This is a genomic window from Kineococcus mangrovi (genome assembly GCF_041320705.1).
Lineage (GTDB): Bacteria > Actinomycetota > Actinomycetes > Actinomycetales > Kineococcaceae > Kineococcus > Kineococcus mangrovi.
Map to the genome: position 1 here is coordinate 28,345 of NZ_JBGGTQ010000003.1, position 23,016 is coordinate 51,360.

Below are 23,016 nucleotides of genomic sequence, written 5' to 3' on the forward strand. Positions count from 1 at the left end.
TCAGCCGCCGGCGAAGGGCGGCAGGACGTCGAGGGTCGTCCCCGGTGCGAGCCGGTCCTCCGGGCGCGCGGCCACCCCCTCGACGAGGAAGCTGCTGGCGGCCAGGACGCGGGCCAGCGCCGGTCCCCGGGCGCCCAGGACCTGCACGAGGTCCCCGAGCGTCGCGCCGTCGGGCAGGGGGACCCGTTCCTCCTCCCGGCCCGCCGCGGCCGCTGCCCCCGCGAACCAGCGCACGTCCAGCGTGCCCGTCCCGTTCACCTGCCGTTCACCTCCCGTCGTGCTCACGCGTCGCCCACCGGTTCAGCCCCCGATCGCGCTCATCGGCCGGGTCGGGTGCAGGAACCCCGGGTCGTCGATGTCGTGACCCGGCAGCTTGCCCCACATCGCCGTGCGCCAGCGGTCGGCGAGCGCCGCGTCGTCGGCGCCGGAGCGCAGGGCGTCGCGCAGGTCGGTCTCGGAGGTGGAGAACAGGCACGTGCGCACCTGGCCGTCGGCGGTCAGCCGGGTCCGGTCGCAGTCGCCGCAGAAGGGGCGGGTGACCGAGGCGATGACCCCCACGTCCCCCAGGACCGTGCCGTCGCCGGCCACCACGTCCCACGTCTCGGCCGGCGCCGCCCCGCGGGCCGTCCCGGGGCGGGGGCGGAGGTGGAACTCCCGGTGCAGCGCGGCGAGGATCTCGTCGGCCGTCACCATCTGCGAGCGCTGCCACGAGCCGTGCGGGTCCAGCGGCATCTGCTCGATGAAGCGCAGCCGGTACCCGGCGGCCAGGGCCCACCGCAGCAGGTCGGTCGCCTCGTCGTCGTTGGTGCCGCGCAGCAGGACGGCGTTGACCTTGACCGGGGCCAGGCCCGCGGCGGCGGCCGCTTCGAGGCCGGCGAGGACGTCGGTGTGCCGGTCCCGGCGGGTGATGGCGGCGAAGCGGTCCGGGTGCAGGGTGTCGAGGGAGACGTTGACCCGCGTCAGCCCGGCGCCGGCCAGTGCCGCGGCCCGCCGGGCCAGGCCGATCCCGTTCGTCGTCAGGGAGGCGCGGACGGGATCGCCGGCGGGTGTCCGCAACCTGGTCGTCGCTGCGACGATGTCTTCGAGCCCCTTGCGCAGCAGCGGTTCACCGCCGGTGAAGCGCACCTCGTGGACGCCCAGGTCGCGCACGGCGAGCCGGACCAGCCGGACGACCTCGTCGTCGGTGAGGACGTCGGCGCGGTCCAGCCAGGGCAGGCCCTCCGGTGGCATGCAGTAGTGGCAGCGCAGGTTGCAGCGGTCGGTGAGGGAGACCCGCAGGTCGCGGGCCGTGCGGCCGTGCCGGTCGACGAGGTCGGGGGTGGCCGGGCGGTCGCCGGGAAGGCCGGCGGCAGCGCCGGCGGGACCGGGTCGCCGCAGCCGGGGGACACCGAGGTCGACAGCCGTCACGCACCCAGCGTAGGTCGGGTGCGGGGCGCGGTCCGCGCGGGCGGGGGGGCGTGTGTCCTCGGTCACGTCGCCTCAAGCGCGTCAGGAGTTGCTCCGAGGTGGTTCACGTCGGCTAAAGTGAACGGTAGATGAACAGGAGGTGGCACATGTTCGACATCAAGACGAAGGCCGCGGGACAGGTCTCGACCAACCCCGTCATGCACTGGGTGACGGTGCGTGACGCGTCGGGCCGCCCGCACCTGGAGATGCGCTGGAGCGTCCCCGGGTCGCACGCCCCGCTGTCGCGGGCCGCCTGAGCGCGGGCAGAGCTCGGACTCGACGTGGGCACCGCGCCGGCCGGCGCGGTGCCCACGTGCGTCCGGTGGACTCACCGCGGGACGGCGAGCCTCACGAGGCGAACATCCGCGCGTTGGCCGATTCCACGTCGGCGTACTGCCGACCGGCCTGGGCGAGAGCCCGCTGGATTTCCTCCAGCGACGTCCGGACGCGGTCCTGGGTCACCCGCCACTGCGCCGACAGGGCCTGGAAACCGCTGGCGGCCTGACCCTTCCAGCACGACTCCAGGTCGAGCAGGTGCCGCATCATGCCGTCGACCTCGGCGGCGAGGTTGCCCGCCGACGTGGCCACGGCACTGCTCGCCTGCTCCACACGAGCGCTGTCGACCTCGAACCGGGACATGCGAAACTCCTCCCTCGCGCCGGGGACCCCGGTGCGCACGCCTGGACCGGGCTCCCCGGTCCTCGACGAAACGTAGGACGGTGACGAACGCGCACGAGGCGGCCGTCCACAGGAGCCGCCCCCGCCGCGACGGTCGAGCCCCTGTGGAGACCGGGACGACCCGTCCGTGACCGTCCTCGTCGACGCGGCGCGCGTCCCCGCGCACGGGACGTGGTGGTCACACCTGGCCAGCGACGCGTCCCCGGAGGAGCTGCACGCCTTCGCCCGCCGCCTCGGCGTCCCCCGCCGCGCCTTCGAGGGCGACCACTACGACGTCCCGGCCGAGCGGGTCCCGCAGGCCGTGGCCCTCGGCGCCGAGCTCGTCACCACCAGGGAGCTGCTGGCGCGGGTGCGCACCGCCGGGCTGCGCACGCCCAAGCGCCGCGGCGAGAAGGTCGTGCACACCGGGGTCGTCGCGGGGCAGCGCGTCGACGTCGTGCGCGCCCGGCACGTGCCCGCCCCGCACGGCACCCACCGCGTCGTCCGGTCGGCCGCGGGCCGGCTCGTGCTCGCCGACGACGGCGACCTGCCGGTCCTCGACGACCTCACCCGGGCCCCCGCCGGGACCGTCGTGGGGTTCCGCCGCCGCTGGACCCGGTCGACCGGCGGGGTGCGCGTCGAGCACGACGGCCTCGTCGTCCTCAGCGACCCGCCGGTCGTCGTCGCGGGCGCCGGGTGGTGGCGGCACCTGCTGTCCCCGGCGTGAGATGGGCCGCCGCGCCCGTGGTGGGGGGCGTGATGGTGATGGTCGTGGTGGCCACGCGGCGGGCGAACGCTGCTGCGGCCGGTGCACAGGACGGTTCAGCGCTTTCGGGCTGAGGTGGTGACGTCAGCAGGCGTCGACCACGTCCGCTGCGATGTGCTGGTAACTCCACTCAACTCGCCACGACCGCGACGTTGCTGGCCGTCGCCGGCAGCACGAACCACGCGGGATGACCGGAAGGTCGTCGGCACGTCGCGCGAGAACGTACCGCACCCCGGACTGGTGCATTGCAACCCGTCCAAAGCAGATGAGTGGGTTGGGACGTACCACTCCAGCGGCGCCCCGCCGCCCCGCTCGTCGACATGTCCGGACGGTCGATGACGTGCTGGTCAGCGGGATGACCGTGCGACTCCCCGGATCGCGCATGGTGATCGCTACGAGCCATCACCAGGATGAGTCCGTAGGGCTGGGTCCATCCAGCCGTGGGTGGCGTTGTAGGAGATCCAGCGCCAACCGGAGTCGCGCAGCGCCTGGGCACGTCGCTGGAAGTCCGCCTCGTCGATGGCTTCCAGGTTGCCAGGGTCCATGACGCCCTCGTGCTCGAAGATCCCCTCGGCGTCCACCCAGTGCACGATGGCGTGCTTCTCTCCGCTGCTCAGAACGGTGCCCGGGTGCTCGGGCTGAAGACCTAGGTGAGCGGTGGCCTGCTGATCGCCGATCCACTTCACCCGGGTGTCGGGCAGGAAGGGGTCATCAGCACTGATCCAGCGGTTCTGGGTCCAGGCGGCTCGCACGTCGCGATCGCTGAGGTCGAAGCCGGACCATCGACTGCGCAACCGGCGCGCCGCCTGCTCGTGCTCCTGTTCGGAGATGCGTTCGAGCCAGTGGGGGTCGAAGCGGCCGTCGTAGCGGCCGATGCCGGGGACGCTGACCCAGTCGATAATGGCATGGGTCTCATCGGCGCACAGGAGCTGACCCGGGTGGTCTGGTCGCAGGCCGAGCCGGCGGGCGAAGTCATCGGGACCGCGCCAGCGGACGTGGTCGAAGACGTCGAGGTAGTCGAGGCGGTGGTAGTCGTAGACCGAGTCGCCCACGATGCTCCTTTGCCGTCTCGCCGTGGTCGGGCAGCGGGCGCTGCCGCTCACCAAGTGGACGACCTGATCACCGTAGCTGCGGTGGGTCGTGAGGTGCCAGGGTGACCTCGGTCATCGAGATGAGAGCGAGGGCGGTGCCGCCCGCTGCGTCGCGCCTGTCGGGCGATGAGCGTGAGATCGAAACGGCCGTCAGAACGGCGCCGCTGTTCGCTGTGGACCGCGAGTCGTGGAGCGATTCGTGGATGTCCCCTGGACGTCGCCGGCGCGACTGCGGGGGAACACCCACGGTTCGCTCCACGTGGTGACACCGGTGAGTGCGACACCGCGGCCGTCAGGGTGACCGCGATGTCCCCGACCGACGTCCCGAGGTGGGGAACCCCCGGACGCGACGACCCCCGCCCCCTCGCGAGGAGGGGGCGGGGGCCTGCGGCGGGAGGACCCGGCGGGGGGACCGGGTCAGTTCTCCGCGCGCGCCGTGAGCGTCGCCGACAACGTCTGCTCGGCTCCGTCCCGGACGACGGTGAGCTGCACCGCGCTGCCCACGGCCTTGCCGCGGATCGTCGCGGTGAGCGACTGGAAGCCGTCGATGTCCACACCGTCGACGGCCGTGATGATGTCCCCGGCCCGCAGCCCGGCCTGCGCGGCGGGCGAACCGCTCGTCACGTCGGCGACCTGGGCGCCCTGGCGGGAGACGTCCCCGACGGTGGCCGTGGCGGACTGCTCGGACATGCTGACCCCGAGCCACGCGTGCTGGGCCGACCCCGTCCTGATGAGCTGGTCGGCGATCATCTTCACCTCGTTCGAGGGGATCGCGAACCCCAGGCCGATGCTGCCGGACTGGCCCGAGGACGACCCCGAGCTCAGCGAGGCGATCGAGGAGTTGATCCCGATGACCTGCCCCGAGGAGTCCAGCAGCGCGCCGCCGGAGTTGCCCGGGTTGATCGCCGCGTCCGTCTGGATGGCGTTGGTCGCGGCGGTCTCGGCGGTCGTCTGCTGCTGCTGGCCACCGCCGAACCGGCCGAACGGGTCCTGCGGCTGCGGCTGCTGCTCGGTCTGGGTGATGACCGGACGGTCCAGCGCGGAGACGATCCCCGTGGTGGCGCTGCCGGAGAGCCCCAGCGGGTTGCCCAGGGCCATGACGGCCTGGCCGGCGACGACGTCGGCGGAGTCGGCGAACGTCGCGGCCTCCAGGTCGCTCGGCGGGTCCGTGAGCTGGATGACGGCCAGGTCGGTCGCCGGGTCGGTGCCCTTGATCGTGGCCTGGTACTCCCGGCCGTCGGACAGCGTCACCGTGATCCTCGCGCCCTGGCCCAGACCGGAGACGACGTGGTTGTTGGTGACGACGTAGCCCTGGGAGTCGTAGACGATGCCCGACCCCTCGGCCTCGCCGGCCTGCCCGGTGACGGTCACCGAGACCACGCTCGGGGCGACCGCGCTCACGACGGCCTGCCAGTTCACCGTCGTCTCGCTGACACCCCCGACCGGGGCGCCCGCGGAGCTGCCGGAGGTGGTCCCGCCGCCGGAGCCGCCGGAGGAGTCCTGGCCGAAGGCGCCCACGGCCCCGACGGTCACGACGCTGGCCACGAGGGCGCTGGCGATCGCGACCCCGGCGACCCCGAGCCAGCCGGGGGAGCGGCGCGGTCCGCGGCGTCCGCCGCCCCCGCCCCCGCCGTGGTCGTCACCGCCGCCACCGGGAGGGGTGGGGCCGCCGGGCGTGGCCCACGGGTCCTGCTGGCCGTAACCGCCGTAGGAGCGGTCGGTCTGGCGCCCGTAGGGGCCCTGGTTCCAGTCCCACGGCTGCTGCGGCCGGGTGGCGCCGGTGGCGTCGGGACGGCCGGATCCGTCCCCGTACCCCTGGCCGTCGCCGCCACGGGCCTGGGTGGACACCGCCCCGGACGAGGGGTGTCCGCTGCCGTCGGTGGTGGGGCGCTGGGGGCCGTTCATCCGTTGCTCACCTCTGCGATCGCGTCTGGAGTGTTCCGACTACTCCTCGAGGTTCGGGCACCGCGCTGCAGGTGGGCCCGGAGGCGGCTGGAACCTAGCTGTGAATCGGGTCGGCCGGTTCGTCGGGGTCCTGCGACGCGGACTCGGGGCCGGCCGCGCGGAAGCGCAGCCGGAAGGTGGCGCCACCGCCCGCGGTGGGCAGCACGGCGACGGTCCCGGCGTGCAGGTCGACGATGGTGGCCACGATGGCCAGCCCCAGCCCCGAGCCGCCGCCGGCACCGCGCCGGCGGGAGGAGTCCACGCGGTAGAACCGCTCGAAGACCTTGTCCGCCTGGTCCGGCGTCAGGCCCGGCCCGTGGTCGCGCACCTCGACGACGGACTCCGGGCCCGAGGGGCCCGCCGCCCGGCCCACGGCCACCTCCACCGGCGTCCCGGCGGGGGTGTGGTGGACGGCGTTCGCCAGCAGGTTCGTCAGGACCTGGCGCATGCCCGCCTCGTCGGCGACGACCACCGCCGGCCCCGGTCCCTCCCCCTCGCGCAGACCCGTCAGGCGGACCGTGCGGTCGGGGGCGATCGCCCGGGCGTCGTGGACGGCGTCGGCGGCCACCACCACCAGGTCCACCGGTTCGCGGCGGACCGTGCGGGCGCGCTGGGCCTCGTCGAGGCGCGCCAGCGCCAGCAGGTCCTCCACCAGCCGGCCCAGCCGGGTCGACTCGCCCTCGATGCGACCCATGACGTGAGCGACGTCGTCGGCCTCGCGCACCGCGCCCTGGCGGTGCAGCTCGGCGAAACCGCGGATGGCGGCCAGCGGGGTCCGCAGCTCGTGGCTGGCGTCGGCGACGAACCGGCGCATCTGCTCCTCCGAGCGCTCCTGCGCGCGGAAGGACGTCTCGATCCGCCCGAGCATGGTGTTCAGCGCCGTCGAGAGCCGGCCGATCTCCGTGCCCGGCGGGGCGTCGGGGACGCGGCGGGACAGGTCGCCACCGGCGATGGCCGAGGCGGTGCGCTCGATGGCGTCCAGGGGGCGCAGGCTGCGCCGGATGGCCAGGACCGCGAAGAAGGCACCCAGGACGAGCACCCCCGCGGACACCGCCAGGGCGATCGTGCGGAAGTCCGACACCGTGCGGGTGGCGCCCGTGAGCGGCAGGGCGACCGCGATGTTCAGGCCCTGGTCGGTCCCGGCCAGGCGGGCGGGGAAGACGAGCACGCGCCACGGGTCGCCCCCGTCGGAGTCGGCCACGGTGAACGGCCGCCCCCCGTGCTCCCGCACGTAGGCCCCGGTCAGCGTCGGCAGCGCGGGGGCCTTCGGGCACTCGACGGCGTCCTGGGCGCGGGCGCAGACCGGGTAGGCGTCGGAGCCGTCCACGTCGGCGTACACGACGTAGTAGTCCGACAACCACAGGTTGCGCCCGGTCGGCTGGTTGAACGTCGGGAACGCCTGCTGGGCCGTCGCCTGGCCGCGGTCGCGCAGCTCCGTGTCGACCTGGTCGCGCAGGTTCTCCTGCAGCAGCTTCACCGACACCAGGCTCGTCAACGTCATCGCCATGAACAGCAGCACCACGACGATGACGAGCAGGCGCGCCTGCAGGGGGAGGCGGGCCTCGGCCGCCAGCAGCCGCGACCTGGTCTCCTGCAGCCGGGACCGGGTACGGCTCATCCCGCCGTCTGCGGCACCCGCAGCACGTAGCCGACACCCCGCTTGGTGTGGATCAGCGGCTCCAGGCCCTCGGTGTCGAGCTTGCGCCGCAGGTAGGAGATGTAGGACTCCACGATGCCGGCCTCGCCGTTGAAGTCGTAGTCCCACACGTGGTCCAGGATCTGCGCCTTCGACAGCACCCGGTTCGGGTTCAGCATGAGGTAGCGCAGGAGCTTGAACTCGGTGGGGGACAGCTCGACCTCGCGGCCGCCGCGGCGGACCTCGTGGGAGTCCTCCTCCAGCTCCAGGTCGTGGAAGACCAGCCGCCCCGTGTCGGGGCCCGCCGCCGCACCGGTGCGCCGCAGCACCGCGCGGATGCGGGCCACGACCTCCTCCAGGCTGAACGGCTTGGTGACGTAGTCGTCGCCGCCGACGGTGAGCCCGGCCACCTTGTCCGCGGTGTCGTCGCGCGCGGTGAGGAACAGGACCGGCACGACGCGACCGCGTTCGCGCAGCTTGCGCGTCACCGTGAAGCCGTCCAGGTCCGGGAGCATGACGTCGAGCACGACGAGGTCCGGGCGGAAGTCCTCGGCCAGCTTCAGGGCCTCGGCGCCGTCGGCGGCCGAGGCGACCTCGAACCCGGCGAAGCGCAGGCTCGTGGCCAGCAGCTCGCGGATGCTCGGTTCGTCGTCCACGACGAGGAGACGGGCTTCCGGTGCGGCACCAGCGGATCTCACCCGCCCAGTCTGCGCCCGCACCCTGGGAGAGTCCTGAGGACCGGCCCGGAGGCGTGGGGGGGAACTGCGAAGATCGGCGGTGCCGCCGGTGGCAGGATGCGACCGTGCTCCGCCGCGTGACCGCCACCCGCTACGTGACCCCCCTGCGCGAGGGCGGGAGCATGCCGGGGCTGTGCGAGGCCGACGACGACGGCACCTACGTCGTGAAGTTCCACGGTGCCGGGCAGGGACGCCGCGTGCTCGTGGCGGAGGTGCTCGTCGCGGCGCTCGCGGGCGCCCTCGACCTCGACGTCCCCGACCTGGTGGTGGCCGACGTGGACCCGGTCATCGGGCGCGGGGAACCGGACGAGGAGGTCCAGGACCTCCTGCTGCGCTCCCCGGGCGCCAACCTCGGCATGGACTTCCTGCCCGGGGCCCTGTCCTTCGACCCGGCCGTGGACCCGGTCGAGCCCCGGTGGGCGGCCCGGGTCCTGTGGCTGGACGCCTTCGTCCTCAACGTCGACCGGACCTGGCGCAACCCCAACGCGCTGTGGTGGGGCGGGCGGCCCTGGCTCATCGACCACGGGGCGGCCCTGTACTTCCACCACGACTGGTCGCGCGCGGCCGCGAGCGCGGACCGGCCGCTGCGGCACGCCGAGCACCACCTCCTGCTGCCCTCGGCCGCCCCGCTGGCGGAGGTGGGCGGGGAGTGCGCGGCCGCCCTGACCCCCGACGTGCTCGGCGCCGCGGTCGCGGCGCTGCCACCGGAGTGGGTGCAGGACGAGCCCGGGTTCGACGACGGTGACGCCGTGCGCCGGGCCTACCTCGACTGGTTCACCGCCCGGCTCGCCGCGACCGGCTGGCGCGCCGACCTCGACCGCGCCCAGCGGGAGGTCCCCCGTGCCTGAGCCGACCCTGGACGTGTTCGAGTACGCCGTCGTCCGCGTGGTGCCGCGGGTGGACCGCGGGGAGTTCCTCAACGCTGGCGTCGTGCTGTGGTGCCGGGCCCGCGAGCACCTCGCGGCCCGCACCCACCTCGACGAGGACCGGCTGCGGGCCCTGCCCGGGGCCCCGGGCGCGGGCCTGGACCTGCCGGCGCTGCGGCGCCACCTCGCGGCGTTCGAGGCCGTCTGCGCGGGGGACCCGCGGGCCGGCGCGGCGACGACGGAGGCCGCGGGCGCCCGCTTCCGCTGGCTCGTGGCGCCCCGCTCGACCGTCCTGCAGACCTCGCCGGTGCACTGCGGGCTGACCGCCGACCCGGCCGCCGAGCTGGACCGGCTGCTGACGCGGCTGGTCCGGCCCGGCGGCTGAGGGGTTCCCGGCGGGTCGGCGACGGGTCAGGCCCGGCGGACCTGGACGACCGAGGGCCGCGGCTGACCGGTGCCGTCGTACGGGAACGTCGAGCCCGGTTCGTCGATCGTCGCCCCGTCCACCTCACCCGGGTGCTGGACGGCGACGAACACCGTCCGGCCGTCGTCGGCGATGAGCGGGCCGCACGTCTCCGCGCCCGTGGGCACCGACAGGAACTGCCGCACCCGGCCGCGGTCCGGGCCGTCCACGACCACCTCGTACAACCCGTCGTTGGACCCCAGCGTGTTGCCGTCGGTGGCGATCCACAGGTTCCCCGTGGTGTCGAACGCCACGTTGTCGGGGCAGGAGATCGGCGAGACCAGCGACGGGTCGAAACCGCCGAAGTACGTGCTCTGGTCCTCCGGGTCGCCGCAGACGAGCACGAGGTTCCAGGAGAACTCCGTGGCCGCGGCGTCGTCGCGCGCCTCGACGATCTCGACGACGTGCCCGTCCTTGTTCAGCGGCCGGGGGTTGGCCTCGTCCACGCCCGGCCTGCCCAGCGTCCCGCGGCGGGTGTTGTTCGTGCAGGCCACGTACACGCGGCCGTTGACGGGGTTGCGCTCGACGTCCTCGGGGCGGTCCATCTTCGTGGCGCCCACCACGTCGGCGGCCGCACGGGTGTTGACGAGCACTTCCTCGATCGACATCCCCGCCACGACCGAGCGGCCACCCCGCGTCAGCGCCACCCAGCGCCCGCGGCCGTCGTAGCGCTCGTCCTCGGTGCCGTCACCCTCGAACACGGCGACGTACAGGTCACCGTCCTCGAGCAGGCGCAGGTTGTGCTCGCGGTCGCCCTCGCGGTACGAGCGCTCGGAGACGAACTTGTAGAGGTACTCGAACCGCTCGTCGTCGCCCATGTACGTCACGGCGCGGCCGTCGGCGGCCAGCGACACCGTCGCACCCTCGTGCTTCATGCGCCCCAGGGCGGTGTGCTTGCGCGGGGTGGACGTCGGGTCCGACGGGTCCACCTCGACGACCCAGCCGAAGCGGTTGGACTCGTTCGGTTCCCGCTCGGCGCTGAAGCGCGGGTCGACCCGCTCCCAGGAACGACCGCGGCTGCCGTAGACGCTGTAGCGGTCGCTCCGGCCGGTCTCGGTCTCGGGGGAGGAGAAGTAGCCGTTGAAGTTCTCCTCCCCCGAGAGCACCGTGCCCCACGGGGTGGTGCCGCCGGAGCAGTTGCCGAACGTGCCGACCGGGGTGCGGCCCTGCGGGTCCGCGCTGGTGCGCAGCGCCGCGGCGCCCGCGGCCGGGCCGCTGAACCGCATCGGCGTCCACGGGGTGATGCGGCGGTTGAAGTCGGACCCCCGGACGTAGCCCCACGGGGAGTTCCCGTCGGCCCGGCGCAGTTCCACGACGGACATGCCGTGCGCGGCGATCGAGATGCGCAGCTGCTCGTCGGTGGCGCCCTCGGCGTCGGCCCAGTCGCGGAACATGAGTTCCTCGTTGGTGTACTCGTTGTTGCACACCAGCAGCGCGCGGTCTGGGTCCTGCAGCGGGACGATCGTCGTGTAGTCGTTGTTGTAGCCGAACTGCCCGAGCTGGGCCGCCTCGGTCTGGTTCTCGAAGTCGAAGTCGGGCGCCCCGGGCAGGAGGGGGTCGCCCCAGGAGACGAGCGGTGCCCAAGTCCAGCCCGCCGGGACGTCGAGCGAGTCGACCTCGGCCGGGACGGGGGCGATGACGTCGAACTCGACGACGTGACCGGGGTCGAACGGGTCCGCGAGCAGGTTCACGTCACCGTCGCCGGGGGCCGCCGCGGCGGGCCGGGCACCGCCCACGGCGGCACCGGCGACGCCGAGGCCGACCAGACCGGCCAGGACGCCGCGGCGCGAGACCGCCGAGCGCACGACGTCGCCGAAGTAGGCGTTGGCGGACCGGTTCTGGACGGGCGCGGCGCAGGACGTCGCGCAGCGGTAGTGGCAGGTCATCGGGCTCCGCCGCCCGGCGGGGGCGTAGGGGAGCAGGGTGAGCGTGGGCTGACAGGCGTCCGTGGTCACGGGGGGTCCTCTCGGGGTGTCCTGGGGGGAGCGGGAGGGGGGGCCCGTCCGGGGCAGGCCCTGCACGCCGGACGCTACGAAGGCTGTGCGGTGCCTGAGTCGACCGTCCGGCGGCGGGACGGTGAACGCGACGTGATCTCTTGCGAGCACGGTGAGCCTCACCTACCCCGGGGTGGGACACTCCCTGGCCCGGTGGTGGGGCAGGATCGGTCCATGGACCTGCCGGAGTCGAACCCCTTCGCCGCCCCGAGCGACCTGCCGTTCGCGGTGCCGCCCTTCGACCGGATCCGTGCCGAGCACTTCGCCCCGGCCTTCGAGGCGGGCGCGGCCGCGCACCGCGCCGAGCTCGACGAGCTGTTCTCCCGGGACGCGCCGGCCGCGGAGTTCCTCGACGCCCTGGAGTCCACCGGCCGCCTCCTCGGCCGGGCCGAGGCCGTCTTCTTCAACCTCGTCGGCACCGACGCCGACGACGCCCTGCGGGCGGTGCAGGAGCAGTGGAGCCCCCGGCTGGCCGCGCACCACGACGCGGTGCGGCTCGACCCGCGCCTGGTGGAGCGGGTGCGCGTCCTGCACGAGGACCCGCCGGCCGACCTCACCGACGAGCAGCGGCGCCTGCTGGAGCGGCTGCACCGCGACGCGGCCCGTTCCGGGGCCCTGCTCGACGCGGCGGGGCAGGACCGGCTGCGCGAGCTCAACGAGGAGCTGTCGCGGCTCACGACGGCCTTCGACGTCGAACTGCTCGCCGACACCAACGACCTCGCCGTCCACGTCACCGAGGCGGTCGAGCTCGACGGGCTGGGCCCGGCCGAACTCGCCCGGGCCGCCGCGGCCGCCGGGGACCGCGGCGGGTACCTGCTGCCGCTCGTCCTGCCGTCCGGCCAGCCCGTGCTGGAGTCGCTGCGCGACAGGGCGACCCGCCGTCGCGTGCACGAGGCCTCGGTGCGCCGCGGCGGCCGGGGCGGCGCGCACGACACGCGGGCGATCCTCCTGCGGATCGCCGACCTGCGCGCGCAGCGGGCGGCCCTGCTCGGGTTCGCCGACCACGCCTCGTGGGTCGTGGCCGACGAGACGGCCGGCGACGTCGAGGCGGCGGTGGGGATGCTGCGCCGCCTCGCCCCGGCCGCCGTCGCCAACGCGCGGGCCGAGGAGGTCGAGCTCACCGAGCTGCTGCACGCCGACGGGTTCGAGGGGCCCCTGGAACCCTGGGACTGGGCCCACTACGCCGAACGCCTGCGCCGGGAGCGCTTCGCCGTCGACACCGAGGCCCTGCGGCCCTGGTTCGAGCTCGAACGGGTCCTCGTCGACGGCGTGTTCGCGACGGCCACGGCGCTGTACGGCCTGACGTTCTCCGAGCGCACCGACGTCCCGGTGTACGCCGCCGACGTGCGCGCCTTCGAGGTGGCCGACGCCGGTGGCCCGCTCGGGCTGTACCTGTTCGACCCCTACGCCCGGCCGTCCAAGCGCGGCGGTGCGTGGATGAGCTCGTTCGTCGAGCAGTCCCGCCTCCTGGGTGAGCGCCCCGTCGTCGTCAACTGCCTCAACGTCCCGAAGCCGGCCGCGGGCGACCCGGCCCTGCTGACGGTCGACGAGGTCGAGACGCTGTTCCACGAGTTCGGGCACACGTTGCACGGGTTGCTCTCGGACGTGCGCTACCCGCGGTTCTCCGGGACCAGCGTCCCGCGCGACTTCGTCGAGTTCCCCTCCCAGGTCAACGAGTTCTGGGGTTTCGAGCCCGAGGTGCTCGCGCGCTACGCCCGGCACGTGAGCACGGGCGAACCGCTGCCCGCGGGGGCCGCCGAGGGGCTGCGCGCCGCCCGCGCGTACGGCCAGGGCTTCGGCACGACGGAGTACCTCGCCGCGGCCCTGCTCGACATGGCCTGGCACCGGGTGGCCCCCGGCGCCTTCGAGGGCGCCGGACCCGAGGACGTCGACCGCTTCGAGGCCGCGGCGCTGGCCGAGGCAGGGGTCGCCCTGCACGCCGTCCCGCCGCGCTACCGCAGCACGTACTTCCACCACGTCTTCGGCGGCGGGTACGCGGCCGGGTACTACTCCTACGTGTGGAGCGAGGTGCTCGACGCCGACACCGTGGAGTGGTTCGCCGAGAACGGCGGCCTGCGACGGGAGAACGGGGACCGGTTCCGCGCGGCCGTGCTCTCGCGGGGCGGCAGCGTCGACCCGCTCGCGGCCTACCGGGAGTTCCGCGGACGCGACGCGCGCATCGAGCCGCTGCTGCGGCGCCGGCAGCTCACCGAGGTCTGACCCCGCCGGCGGGCACCCGGGGGAACGATCGGTGGAACAGGACGGCCGAGCGCGGGGTTCGCCCCCACGTGAGAGCTGTCGTGTACTCCGAGACCGGCCCGTCCTCCGTCCTGCACCTGGCCGAGCGCCCCGTGCCCGAACCCGACGCCGGGGAGGTGCGTCTGCGCGTCGTCGTGTCGGGGGTCAACCCCACCGACTGGAAGTCCCGCAGCGGGGGGACGGCCTCGTTGGCCTTCCCCGAGGCCACGCCCAACCAGGACGGGGCGGGGGTCGTCGACGCCGTCGGCCCCGGCGTCGACGGCCTCGCGGTCGGGGACCGGGTGTGGACGTGCATGGCCGCCCAGGACCGGCCCACCGGCACCGCGCAGGAGTTCACCGTCCTGCCCGCCGACCGCGTCACCCGGCTGCCCGAGGGGGCCTCCTTCGACGTCGGCGCCTCCCTCGGTGTCCCGGCGGTCACCGCCCACCGCGCCCTGACCGTCGCCGAGGACGGCCCGAGCCGCCTGGCCCCCGGTGCGCTCACCGGGCGCACGGTCCTCGTCGCCGGGGGAGCGGGCGCCGTCGGCAACGCGGCGGTCCAGCTCGCCCGCTGGGCCGGGGCCACGGTCGTGACCACCGTCAGCAGCCCGGAGAAGGGCGAGCTCGCGCGCGCCGCCGGTGCCCACCACGTCGTGAACTACCGCGAGGGCGACCCGGTCGCCGCGATCCGCGAGGTCGCCCCCGACGGGGTGGACCTCGTCGTCGAGGTCGCCCCGGCCCAGAACGCCGACCTCGACGCGCAGGTGGTCCGCCCGCGCGCCTCGATCGCCGTCTACGCCAACAACGGCGGCGACGAGGTGCGCCTGGACGTCCGCCCCAACATGGTGACCAACGCCCGCTGGCAGTTCATCCTCATGTACACGATGGGTGCCGACGCCCTGGCGGCGGCAGCCGAGGACGTCACCGCCGCGGTGCGCGACGGCGCGTTCGGGGTCGGGGACGAGCACGGGCTGCCGCTGACCCGGTTCGCCCTGGCGGACACCGCGAAGGCTCACGACGCGGTCGAGTCCGGGGCCGTCGGCAAGGTGCTCATCGACGTCGGCTGAGCGGTCGAACGACGGGACGCCCCGGACCGTGCGGTCCGGGGCGTCCCCGTCGGGTGGGGCGGGGTCACTCCGGCAGCACGCCGTTCGCGTCCGGGACCCCGCCGTCGATGTCGTCGGCGTCCACGATCCGGTAGGCGTACCCCTGCTCGGCCAGGAACCGTTGCCGGTGCGCGGCGAAGTCCTGGTCCTTGGTGTCCCGAGAGACGACCGTGTAGAAGCGCGCCGACCCGTGGTCGCCCTTGGGGCGCAGCACGCGGCCCAGGCGCTGGGCCTCCTCCTGGCGCGACCCGAAGGAGCCCGACACCTGGATGGCGACCTTGGCCTCGGGCAGGTCGATGGAGAAGTTCGCCACCTTGCTGACCACCAGCGTCGAGATCTCACCGTGGCGGAAGGCGTCGAACAGGCGCTGGCGCTCCCTGACCGTCGTGTCGCCCTTGATGACGGGCGCGTCCAGGCGGTCCCCGAGGTCGTCGAGCTGGTCGATGTACTGCCCGATGACCAGCGTCGGCTCACCCCGGTGCTGGGCGACGAGCTTCTCCACCACGCGCGACTTGGCCGGTGATGTCGAGCACAGCCGGTACTTCTCGTCGTCCTCGGCCGTCGCGTACGCCAGCCGCTCGGAGTCCGGCAGCGTGACCCGGACCTCGACGCAGTCGGCGGGGGCGATGTAGCCCTGCGCCTCGATGTCCTTCCACGGGGCGTCGTACCGCTTGGGCCCGATGAGGGAGAACACGTCGCCCTCGCGGCCGTCCTCGCGCACGAGCGTCGCCGTCAGGCCGAGGCGGCGGCGGGCCTGCAGGTCGGCCGTCATGCGGAAGATGGGCGCGGGCAGCAGGTGGACCTCGTCGTAGACGATGAGGCCCCAGTCGCGGGCGTCGAACAGCTCCAGGTGCGGGTAGACGCCCTTCCGCTTCGTCGTCACGACCTGGTACGTCGCGATCGTCACGGGGCGGATCTCCTTGCGCGCCCCGGAGTACTCGCCGATCTCGTCCTCGGTGAGCGACGTGCGCTTGACGAGCTCGTCGCGCCACTGCCGCGCCGAGACGGTGTTCGTCACGAGGATGAGCGTCGTCGCCCGCGCCCGCGCCATCGCGCCCGCGCCCACGATCGTCTTCCCCGCCCCGCAGGGCAGGACGACGACGCCGGACCCGCCGTGCCAGAAGCCCTCCACGGCCTCGTCCTGGTACGGCCGCAGCGTCCAGCCGTCCTGGGCGAGGTCGATGGGGTGGGCCTCGCCGTCGACGTAGCCGGCGAGGTCCTCGGCGGGCCAGCCCAGCTTGAGCAGCACCTGCTTGAGGTTGCCGCGCTCGCTGGGGTGGACGCGCACCGTGTCCGGGGCGAGGCGCTCGCCGAGCAGGGGCGCGGCCTTCTTGCTGCGCAGCACCTCCTCCAGGACGGGCGCGTCGAGGGCGCGCAGCAGCAGCCCCTCGGTCTCGTCCTTGACGAGCTGCAGGCGCCCGTAGCGGGCCATCGTCTCGGCGACGTCGACGAGCAGCGCGTGCGGGACGGAGTAGCGGGAGAACTCCAGCAGGGTGTCCACGACCTGCTCGGCGTCGTGGCCGGCCGCGCGCGCGTTCCACAGGCCCAGCGGGGTCAGCCGGTAGGTGTGGACGTGCTCGGGGGCGCGTTCGAGCTCGGCGAACGGGGCGATCGCCGCCCGGCAGGCCGAGGCCCGCGGGTGGTCGACCTCCAGGAGCAGCGTCTTGTCGCTCTGGACGATGAGGGGGCCGTCGGTCACCTGGTGCTCAACTCCGCGTGGGCTCGGGAACTTCCGGTCATCGGTGGAGCAGCACGCTCACGGTGTCGGTGTTGCCGTCGAACGAGGACCCGCTGTCGAAGCCGCTCCCGGCCAGCACCGCGAAGAAGATGATGGCCCCTACCACCGCCAGGACCGTCAGCCCGATGTTCACCCAGGCGCAGATCTTGCCCGCCAGCAGGTACCCCAGGCCCCGCTTCGTGCCGCCCGACTCCAGGATCTCCCGGCGCGCACCCGGGGTGAGCGCCAGCGCCACGATCGCCGCGATCCAGCCCAGACCGGTGCCCATGAGGACCAGACCGCCGACGGCCGTCCAGCACACGGCGTGGGCCGTGCCGGTGACCCGCGGGCCGTCGTACCCGGGGTACTGCTGGTTGTACTGCGGCTGGTACCCGCCGTACGACCCGGCCGCCGGGTACTGCTCGTTCTGCTGCGGGGCGTAGGACTGCGGCCGGCTGTACTGCGGCTGCCCGTACGGCGACTGCTGCCCGTACGGCGACTGCTGCCCGTGCGGCTGCTGGTCGGAGGAGGACCCGCCGTAGCGCGGCAGCCCCTCGGTCGGGGCCGCCCCGCCCGTGGGCTGGGCCTGCGTGGGGGCCTCACCCGACGAGCCCGTGCGGTACGGGTCGTGCGCGTCGGTCCCGCCGCCCGGCTGCCCACCGGAGCGGTAGGGGTCCTGCGGTGCCGGGTCCGCGTCCGGCTTCTCCCACCAGGAGCGCTGTCCCTCGCCCTGCCCGTTGTCGCTCATGGTCGTCCGCACTCCGAGTCTGTCCGCTGGTCCTCACCGTTGCAGGCTCGACGCTAGCCGACGGCTCCGACGCGCACCTCCTCCTCACGGCTCGGCGTGGACCACTCCGGTGATCCGGTGGACGGAGAAGGACCGCACCGTCCGTTCGGTGCGGTCGAAGGCCGTGATCCGACCTCCGTCGACCCCGAGGGCGTCGACGAGGTGACGCCCGGCAGCTCCCGCGGTGTCCACGTAGCCGATCCACACGGGCCGGCGCCGCGCGACGGCCTCGCGCAGCACCGACAGCGACGTCGTCGGGTCCATCGTCGGCAGGGCGGGGGCGTGCTCGTACTTCTCCCGCTTCCGCTCCAGCTCGGCGACGTCCTCGTCGCCGCCGCGCAGCGTCTGCACCGCGGCGCTCACGAGGGAGGGCCCCGGTGCCGGGGGCTCGCCGGTGACGGGCCGCGGCGGCGGTGTCGGACCCGAGCGCGCGGCCGTGGGCCGGCGGACGACGAGCTCGCCGGAGGGACCCTCGGCGGCCGGGGCCGCACCGACCTCGCGCAGCACCGCGAGCACCTCGTCCGGTTCGGCGGCGGCTGCGAGCACCGTGGGGGCCAGCAGGCGCAGACGCAGTGCGGCGCAGCGTTTGTCGGCGACGAGCTCGGCCAGCAGGGACGGGTCTTCCGCACGCACGTACGCCGCCGCGCGCCCGACCCGCACGCGTCCGTGCCGGCGGGCGACGTCCCGCACGAGGTACTCCAGCGGCTGCGGGACACCGGTGGAGGACAGCTCGGAGAGGAAGGCCAGCGCCTCGTCGGCGGTGGCCCCCTCGTCGAGCCCGCGCCGCACCGACGCCGGGTCGAACCGGTAGACGGTCGCCCCGCCCCGGCTCTCCACCCGGGCCAGCGACTCCAGCCGCCGGGCCAGCGGCGGGTCGAGGGGGCCGGGTGCCACGGCCGTCAGGTCTGCCTGCAGCAGCACCTCGCGCACCGGCGCCGGCGACGCGGCCTCCAGCTCCCGCCGCGCCCCGTCCTCGTCCCCGGCCAGCAGGGACCGCCCGGCGGGGCTCAGCGCACCCGCCCCCAGCACCCCCAGCCAGTTCGCGTCCCGCAGCGTCCACGTCACGAGGTCCTCGCGCAGCCGGCTGGCGCGGCGCGGGGCCGCCCAGCGCAGCCGGGTGGCGAGACCGGCCCCGTCGGCCACACCCCCCTCCGGCAGCGCCGCGAGCTCGGCCAGCACGGCCCGGCGCACCGCCGGGGCCGAGGCCCGGTCCAGGTCGGCGCCGAGGGCGTTGCGCGGGGAGTCCTTCGCGTCCCGCGTGCCGACCATCGCCGGGACGCGCGTGGAGGGCAGCCACGCCGAGACGAGCGTCAGCCACTGCTCGCCGGGCCCTTCCTCCAGCCAGGCGTCGAACGCCGGCGTCGGCAGCCAGCGGGGCTCGACCTCGCGGTCGTCGGCGACGAGCCCGGCGACCCAGGCCGTCTCGACGACGAGCGCGGCCGTCGCCTCGTCGACCTCCAGGGCGGTGGCCGTGCGTCGCAGGTCCCGCACGCCCAGGCCACCGGCCCGCAGCACGGGCGGACCCGCGGCACCCCACCGGCGCCCCAGCTCGGCGACGAGCCGGCAGGCCTCGCCGGCGGCTCCCGCCGAGGCCGCGCGCACCTGCGGCGCGGGCCGTTCCGTCGTCGTCAGCTCCGGTGGCGTCCGCTCCGCCGTGCGGTGCACGCGACCGCCGCGCAGCGCCAGGCCCACCTCCCGCGGCAGCACGACCGTCCCCGGGCCGGACACCGCGAGCAGCCCGTGCGAGAGCAGCCACTCGACCGGACCGGCCGCCGAGGCCGTCCGCACCTGCCGGTCGGCCCGTTCCACGGCCCCCGTCGGTGGACCCCAGGTGAGCTTGTCGAGGACGACGCGCACCCCGTCGGGCGCGTCCTGCAGCAGCCCCTCGACCGTTCCCGGCGCGCCCAGGTGCCCGGCGAGGCGGGCCAGCGCGACCTCCGGGTCGTGGCTCACCTCCAGGTCCAGGTCCTCCAGCAGCTCGGCCAGGCGCTGCGGCGAGCGCCGGCCCAGCGCGTCGGCCAGGGACGGGCCCAGGCCGGCCGGGTGCGGCCCGAGCAGCTCGCGGACGGCGGAGACGAGGTGCAGGCGGCGGTCCGGGCCCCACACGAGCGCCCGGCGGCGCAGCTCGGCGACGACGTCGCCGGCCTTGGCCCCCCACACCTTCGACGCGGCGCTCACGCTCGTCGGGTCGGGCAGGACGCTGAGGACCTCGGCGACCTGCAGCAGGGGGGTGTCCAGGCGTTCGAGCGCGCGCTGCGTGCTGGCCCGGGTCGTGGCCCGGGTCGCCAGGGCCGAGGACGACGTGGGCAGGGGGGCGGCGAGGTCGGGGCGCGCGGCGAACAGGACCCGCAGGTCGTCGTCGTCGCGGGCGCGCAGGTCCTCGGCGAGGGTGCGCGGGATCGACTTCGGGGCGCGAGCTGGGGCCGTGGGCATCGGGGGGAGTTTAGGGCGACCGGCGGCGGGTGCGCCGTCGGAGCCGGCCCGTGGCGGGGCGACCGGCCCGGCGGTACCGGTCGCGGGCCCCGCCGACGAGCCGGCGCAGCCCGCCGGACCCGTTCGGCCGGGCGGGGGCCCGTCCCGCCGGCGACCTCCGGAAGACCCGCCGCTGCACGCCTCCGGCGCCGACGCGAGCTGTGGTCAGGACAGGTCGGCCAGCAGTTCGGCCACGCCGTTCACCACGAGGTCGTGGTCCTCCTGCGACGTCAGGCCCGACGCGGTGACCGCTGCGACCACACCGGCCCCCTCGACGCGCACCGGGAACGACCCCCCGGTGACGGCGTACCCGTGGTCGAGCCACCCCATCGCCACGGGATCGACCCCGGCCTGGTCCATCCGCGCGGCGAACAACGCGCTGCTGCACTCGAAACGTCGCACCACCGCGGCTTTGCGGGCCACCCAGGTCTGCTGGTCGACGGTCGCTCCGCTCAACGAGGCCCGGAACACGACGAAGTCGCCGCGGCGGACGTCGATCATCACGCCCGCTCCCGCGGCCCGTGCGGACTCGGTGATGCGTCGCCCGAGTTCCCAGGCGTCCTCGGGGGTGAAGCGCGGCAGGACGAGGCGTTGCTCCTGCGCGGTGAGCTCGGCGATGAGATCGGTCGTCTGGGGGGTCATCGTCTCGTCCTCCTGGTGGGTGCCCGCGCGGGGCCGGTCGAGGACCGGACCACGAGCGTGGCGGGGGTGGGGTCGGCCGAAGGATCGGCCGTGGGGTTCTGGAGCCGGCGCACGATCGCGCCCAGGGTGGCCGCGACCGTCAGGTCGACGTCCTGCCGGACGGAGGTGAGGTCGTTGAACGACAGGCCGGCCACGGGGGAGTCGTCGTACCCCACGAGGGAGACCTGTGCGGGGACGGCGACCCCCGCGTCGCGCAGCACCGCCCGGACGGCGGCCGCGCACTGGTCGCTGCAGCAGACCACGGCGCTGGGCAGGACCCTGCGTCGCAGGAGTTCGCGGGCGGCCTGCGCGGCCGACTCCTCCTCGAAGTCGGAGTCGACCACGTCGATCTCGCCGGTCAGACCCGTGGCGGTCATCGCGTCGCGGTAGGCCTGCGCCCGATCCGGCCCGACCGCCCCACCGTGGCCCCCGACGTAGGTGATGCGGCGGTGGCCGAGGCCGTGGAGGTGCTCGACGGCGGCCAGCAGTCCGGCGCCGTCGTCCGAGCGGACCTCGTCGGCCCGGGGGTCCGCCCGGCGCTCACCGAGCCAGACCACGGGAACCAGGCCCAGGGCGCGGTCGAGGGCGGGTGAGCCCGGCGCGGGGTTGAAGCAGGCCAGCGCTTCGACCCGGTGGCCCAGCAGTTCGTTCACCACGACGTCGGTGGAGCGGACGCTGGTGGCGGGAGCCAGCACCACGCCGAAACCCTCGGCCTCGGCCCGTTCCAGGAAGCGTTCGACGAACCGGGACTCGAAGACGTTGCCCGCGGCGAACGCGACCCCGATCAACCGGGTGCGGGACTGCCGCAGCAACCGGGCCGAGGTGTTGACCGCGAACCCGAGGTCCTGCGCCGCGGACAGGACCTTCTCCCTCGACGCCTCGCTGGGGCCGGGAACCCCGCGCATCACCATCGAGACCAGCTGGCGCGAGACGCCCGCCCGCAGTGCGACGTCCTTCATCGTCGGCACGTGCGGACCGCTGGGGCTCATGCGTCGCAGTGTTCCAGGGAGCGTGGTGGGAGACGGGACCGGCACGCCGGGTCAGCGCACCTTGCGGATGGGCAGGATGACCAGCACCCCGACGAGGGCGACGATCCCCGCGCCCCACAGCAGCAACGGGTAGTTGTCCGCGCGGGCCCCGGAGGCTCCGACGCCCAGGAGCAGGAGGCCCAGACCGGGAGCCACGGACTGCGGCAGGGCCTGGGCCATGTTGATGACGCCGAGGTCCTTGCCGGGTTGCTCGGGGTCGGGCAGCACGGCGATGGTCAGTGCGTTGTCGACGGATCCGTACACCCCGTAGGCGAACCCCATGAGGATCTCGGCGGCGTAGAACACCGCGACGCTGTCGGCGTGCGCCAGGATGACGAGACCCACCGCGAACAGCGCGGTGGCGGCCATCACGAACACCTTGCGCCGGCCCAGCTTGTCCGAGAGCCAGCCGCCGAGGTACGCGCTGACCAGCAGGGCGAGGGTGTAGTAGAGGACCCCCTGCGCCTGGGCAGCCACCGCGGCCGACCGCTCCAGGCCGAGGTGGTCCTGCATGTAGATGAGCCGGTACGTGGTGAACATGTACGTGGCCAGCGTGATGAGGAACCGGGACCACCAGGCCAGGCCGAAGTCGGGGAACTTCAGCGGGTTGGTCCAGAATGTGTGGGCCATCTCCAGCAGGTTCATCCGCGGCAGCGGGGTCTCGGGGACCCGGTCGCGGGTGACGGCGACGTAGACGACGACGCTGACGACGCCGATGACGCCGGGCACCAGGAAGAGCAGCGCCAGGTCGGTCTGCAGGTACACGGCGAGGTAGAGCCCGGCCAGGATCGAGACGTTCTGGGCCACGGCCAGGACGCCGGAGGCGCGACCGCGCTGGGCCTCGGGGACGTTGTCCGCGAAACTCGCCAGCAGCGCGGCCGAGGCGGCGTTGGAGGCCACCTGGCAGAACAGCCAGGAGGCGATGAGTTCCCCGACGGTCTCGGCCGTCCCCATCCAGGCGAGGCCGGCGAGCAGGCCGACGATCCCGCCGAGCAGCCACGGCCGGCGCCGGCCCCAGCGGGTCCGCGTGCGGTCCGAGAGCGCTCCGAAGATCGGGTTCGAGACGAGCGCACCCAGGGCACCGACGGGCAGGACGCTGCCGACGACGGCTGCGGGGTTCTCGGGGTTGATCTGCTCGGCCTTGATGGCCATGCTGACGAAGATCGGGGCCAGGATCGCGGCGAAGATCCCGAACTGCGCGAAACCCAGGGTGAACAGGTAGGACCGGGAGACCCGGGTCTGCGCGGCACCGGGCAGGACAGGCGTCACCTGTGACGACATCGACTCCTCCTCGAGACGAACCTCTGCGGGCACGTGCGCTGTTGGCACGTGCTAACAACCTGGCGCCAACGTACCTCCCGGGCTTCGTCCGGGACAAGGGCCCCGG

20 protein-coding genes are annotated in these 23,016 nt (G+C 74.4%); 6 read left to right on the plus strand and 14 right to left on the minus strand.

The window, feature by feature from the left end; translation table 11 throughout:
- A complete protein-coding gene (locus AB2L28_RS06260) occupies positions 1–258 on the minus strand; it encodes a MoaD/ThiS family protein (RefSeq protein ID WP_370717895.1) in 258 nt (85 codons plus the stop codon).
- Positions 259–300: 42 nt separating this feature from the next.
- On the minus strand, positions 301–1,407 hold the full coding sequence (gene moaA / locus AB2L28_RS06265) for a GTP 3',8-cyclase MoaA (RefSeq protein WP_370717896.1): 1,107 nt from the start codon (positions 1,405–1,407) through the stop codon (positions 301–303).
- A 128-nt stretch (positions 1,408–1,535) separates the two neighbouring features.
- Between moaA and AB2L28_RS06270 the strand changes: the two genes are divergently transcribed.
- The gene (locus AB2L28_RS06270) at positions 1,536–1,703 is read left to right on the plus strand and encodes a hypothetical protein (RefSeq protein WP_370717897.1); all 168 of its coding nucleotides are present in this window, start codon (positions 1,536–1,538) and stop codon (positions 1,701–1,703) included.
- A 91-nt stretch (positions 1,704–1,794) separates the two neighbouring features.
- Here AB2L28_RS06270 and AB2L28_RS06275 read toward each other — a convergent pair whose 3' ends face one another.
- Positions 1,795–2,085, minus strand: a complete 291-nt coding sequence (locus AB2L28_RS06275; RefSeq protein ID WP_370717898.1) for a WXG100 family type VII secretion target — start codon at positions 2,083–2,085, stop codon at positions 1,795–1,797.
- Positions 2,086–2,251: 166 nt separating this feature from the next.
- Between AB2L28_RS06275 and AB2L28_RS06280 the strand changes: the two genes are divergently transcribed.
- Complete coding sequence (locus tag AB2L28_RS06280) at positions 2,252–2,830, plus strand: DUF4031 domain-containing protein (protein WP_370717899.1); 579 nt, start codon at positions 2,252–2,254, stop codon at positions 2,828–2,830.
- Positions 2,831–3,261: 431 nt separating this feature from the next.
- On the opposite strand, the gene AB2L28_RS06285 is transcribed toward AB2L28_RS06280, so the two are convergent.
- The 4 genes from AB2L28_RS06285 to AB2L28_RS06300 form a co-directional block, all read right to left on the minus strand.
- Positions 3,262–3,921: a hypothetical protein gene (locus tag AB2L28_RS06285; protein ID WP_370717900.1), complete on the minus strand. Its 660-nt coding sequence runs from the start codon at positions 3,919–3,921 to the stop codon at positions 3,262–3,264.
- Positions 3,922–4,377: 456 nt separating this feature from the next.
- Positions 4,378–5,865: a S1C family serine protease gene (locus AB2L28_RS06290; protein WP_370717901.1), complete on the minus strand. Its 1,488-nt coding sequence runs from the start codon at positions 5,863–5,865 to the stop codon at positions 4,378–4,380.
- A gap of 94 nt (positions 5,866–5,959) precedes the next feature.
- The gene (locus AB2L28_RS06295) at positions 5,960–7,522 is read right to left on the minus strand and encodes a sensor histidine kinase (RefSeq protein WP_370717902.1); all 1,563 of its coding nucleotides are present in this window, start codon (positions 7,520–7,522) and stop codon (positions 5,960–5,962) included.
- Positions 7,519–8,238 (minus strand): response regulator transcription factor, encoded by a 720-nt coding sequence (locus AB2L28_RS06300; protein ID WP_370717903.1) that lies wholly within the window; start codon positions 8,236–8,238, stop codon positions 7,519–7,521. The genes AB2L28_RS06295 and AB2L28_RS06300 overlap by 4 nt, the downstream gene beginning before the upstream one ends.
- Positions 8,239–8,342: 104 nt before the next feature.
- Between AB2L28_RS06300 and AB2L28_RS06305 the strand changes: the two genes are divergently transcribed.
- Positions 8,343–9,125 (plus strand): HipA family kinase, encoded by a 783-nt coding sequence (locus AB2L28_RS06305; RefSeq protein ID WP_370717904.1) that lies wholly within the window; start codon positions 8,343–8,345, stop codon positions 9,123–9,125.
- The gene (locus tag AB2L28_RS06310; RefSeq protein ID WP_370717905.1) at positions 9,118–9,528 is read left to right on the plus strand and encodes a DUF3037 domain-containing protein; all 411 of its coding nucleotides are present in this window, start codon (positions 9,118–9,120) and stop codon (positions 9,526–9,528) included. Before AB2L28_RS06305 ends, AB2L28_RS06310 begins: the two co-directional genes overlap by 8 nt.
- A 26-nt stretch (positions 9,529–9,554) precedes the next feature.
- On the opposite strand, the gene AB2L28_RS06315 is transcribed toward AB2L28_RS06310, so the two are convergent.
- The gene (locus tag AB2L28_RS06315; RefSeq protein ID WP_370718369.1) at positions 9,555–11,492 is read right to left on the minus strand and encodes a PhoX family protein; all 1,938 of its coding nucleotides are present in this window, start codon (positions 11,490–11,492) and stop codon (positions 9,555–9,557) included.
- A 282-nt stretch (positions 11,493–11,774) separates the two neighbouring features.
- Here AB2L28_RS06315 and AB2L28_RS06320 point away from each other — a divergent pair, with 282 nt between their 5' ends.
- Positions 11,775–13,820, plus strand: coding sequence for a M3 family metallopeptidase (locus AB2L28_RS06320; RefSeq protein ID WP_370717906.1), 2,046 nt, complete (start codon positions 11,775–11,777; stop codon positions 13,818–13,820).
- A gap of 68 nt (positions 13,821–13,888) precedes the next feature.
- Positions 13,889–14,905, plus strand: coding sequence for an NADPH:quinone reductase (locus tag AB2L28_RS06325; protein WP_370717907.1), 1,017 nt, complete (start codon positions 13,889–13,891; stop codon positions 14,903–14,905).
- 64 nt (positions 14,906–14,969) lie between these two features.
- Here the strand turns inward: AB2L28_RS06325 and AB2L28_RS06330 are convergent, their stop codons facing one another.
- The 6 genes from AB2L28_RS06330 to AB2L28_RS06355 form a co-directional block, all read right to left on the minus strand.
- Positions 14,970–16,643, minus strand: a complete 1,674-nt coding sequence (locus AB2L28_RS06330; RefSeq protein WP_370717908.1) for a DNA repair helicase XPB — start codon at positions 16,641–16,643, stop codon at positions 14,970–14,972.
- Between the two features lie 37 nt (positions 16,644–16,680).
- On the minus strand, positions 16,681–17,409 hold the full coding sequence (locus AB2L28_RS06335; RefSeq protein ID WP_370717909.1) for a DUF4190 domain-containing protein: 729 nt from the start codon (positions 17,407–17,409) through the stop codon (positions 16,681–16,683).
- Positions 17,410–17,493: 84 nt separating this feature from the next.
- Positions 17,494–19,881, minus strand: a complete 2,388-nt coding sequence (locus AB2L28_RS06340) for a helicase-associated domain-containing protein (RefSeq protein ID WP_370717910.1) — start codon at positions 19,879–19,881, stop codon at positions 17,494–17,496.
- Between the two features lie 204 nt (positions 19,882–20,085).
- Positions 20,086–20,562, minus strand: a complete 477-nt coding sequence (locus tag AB2L28_RS06345; RefSeq protein WP_370717911.1) for a heme-degrading domain-containing protein — start codon at positions 20,560–20,562, stop codon at positions 20,086–20,088.
- A complete protein-coding gene (locus AB2L28_RS06350; RefSeq protein WP_370717912.1) occupies positions 20,559–21,590 on the minus strand; it encodes a LacI family DNA-binding transcriptional regulator in 1,032 nt (343 codons plus the stop codon). Before AB2L28_RS06350 ends, AB2L28_RS06345 begins: the two co-directional genes overlap by 4 nt.
- Positions 21,591–21,641: 51 nt before the next feature.
- A complete protein-coding gene (locus tag AB2L28_RS06355; RefSeq protein ID WP_370717913.1) occupies positions 21,642–22,910 on the minus strand; it encodes an MFS transporter in 1,269 nt (422 codons plus the stop codon).
- Between the last annotated feature and the right edge of the window lie 106 nt (positions 22,911–23,016).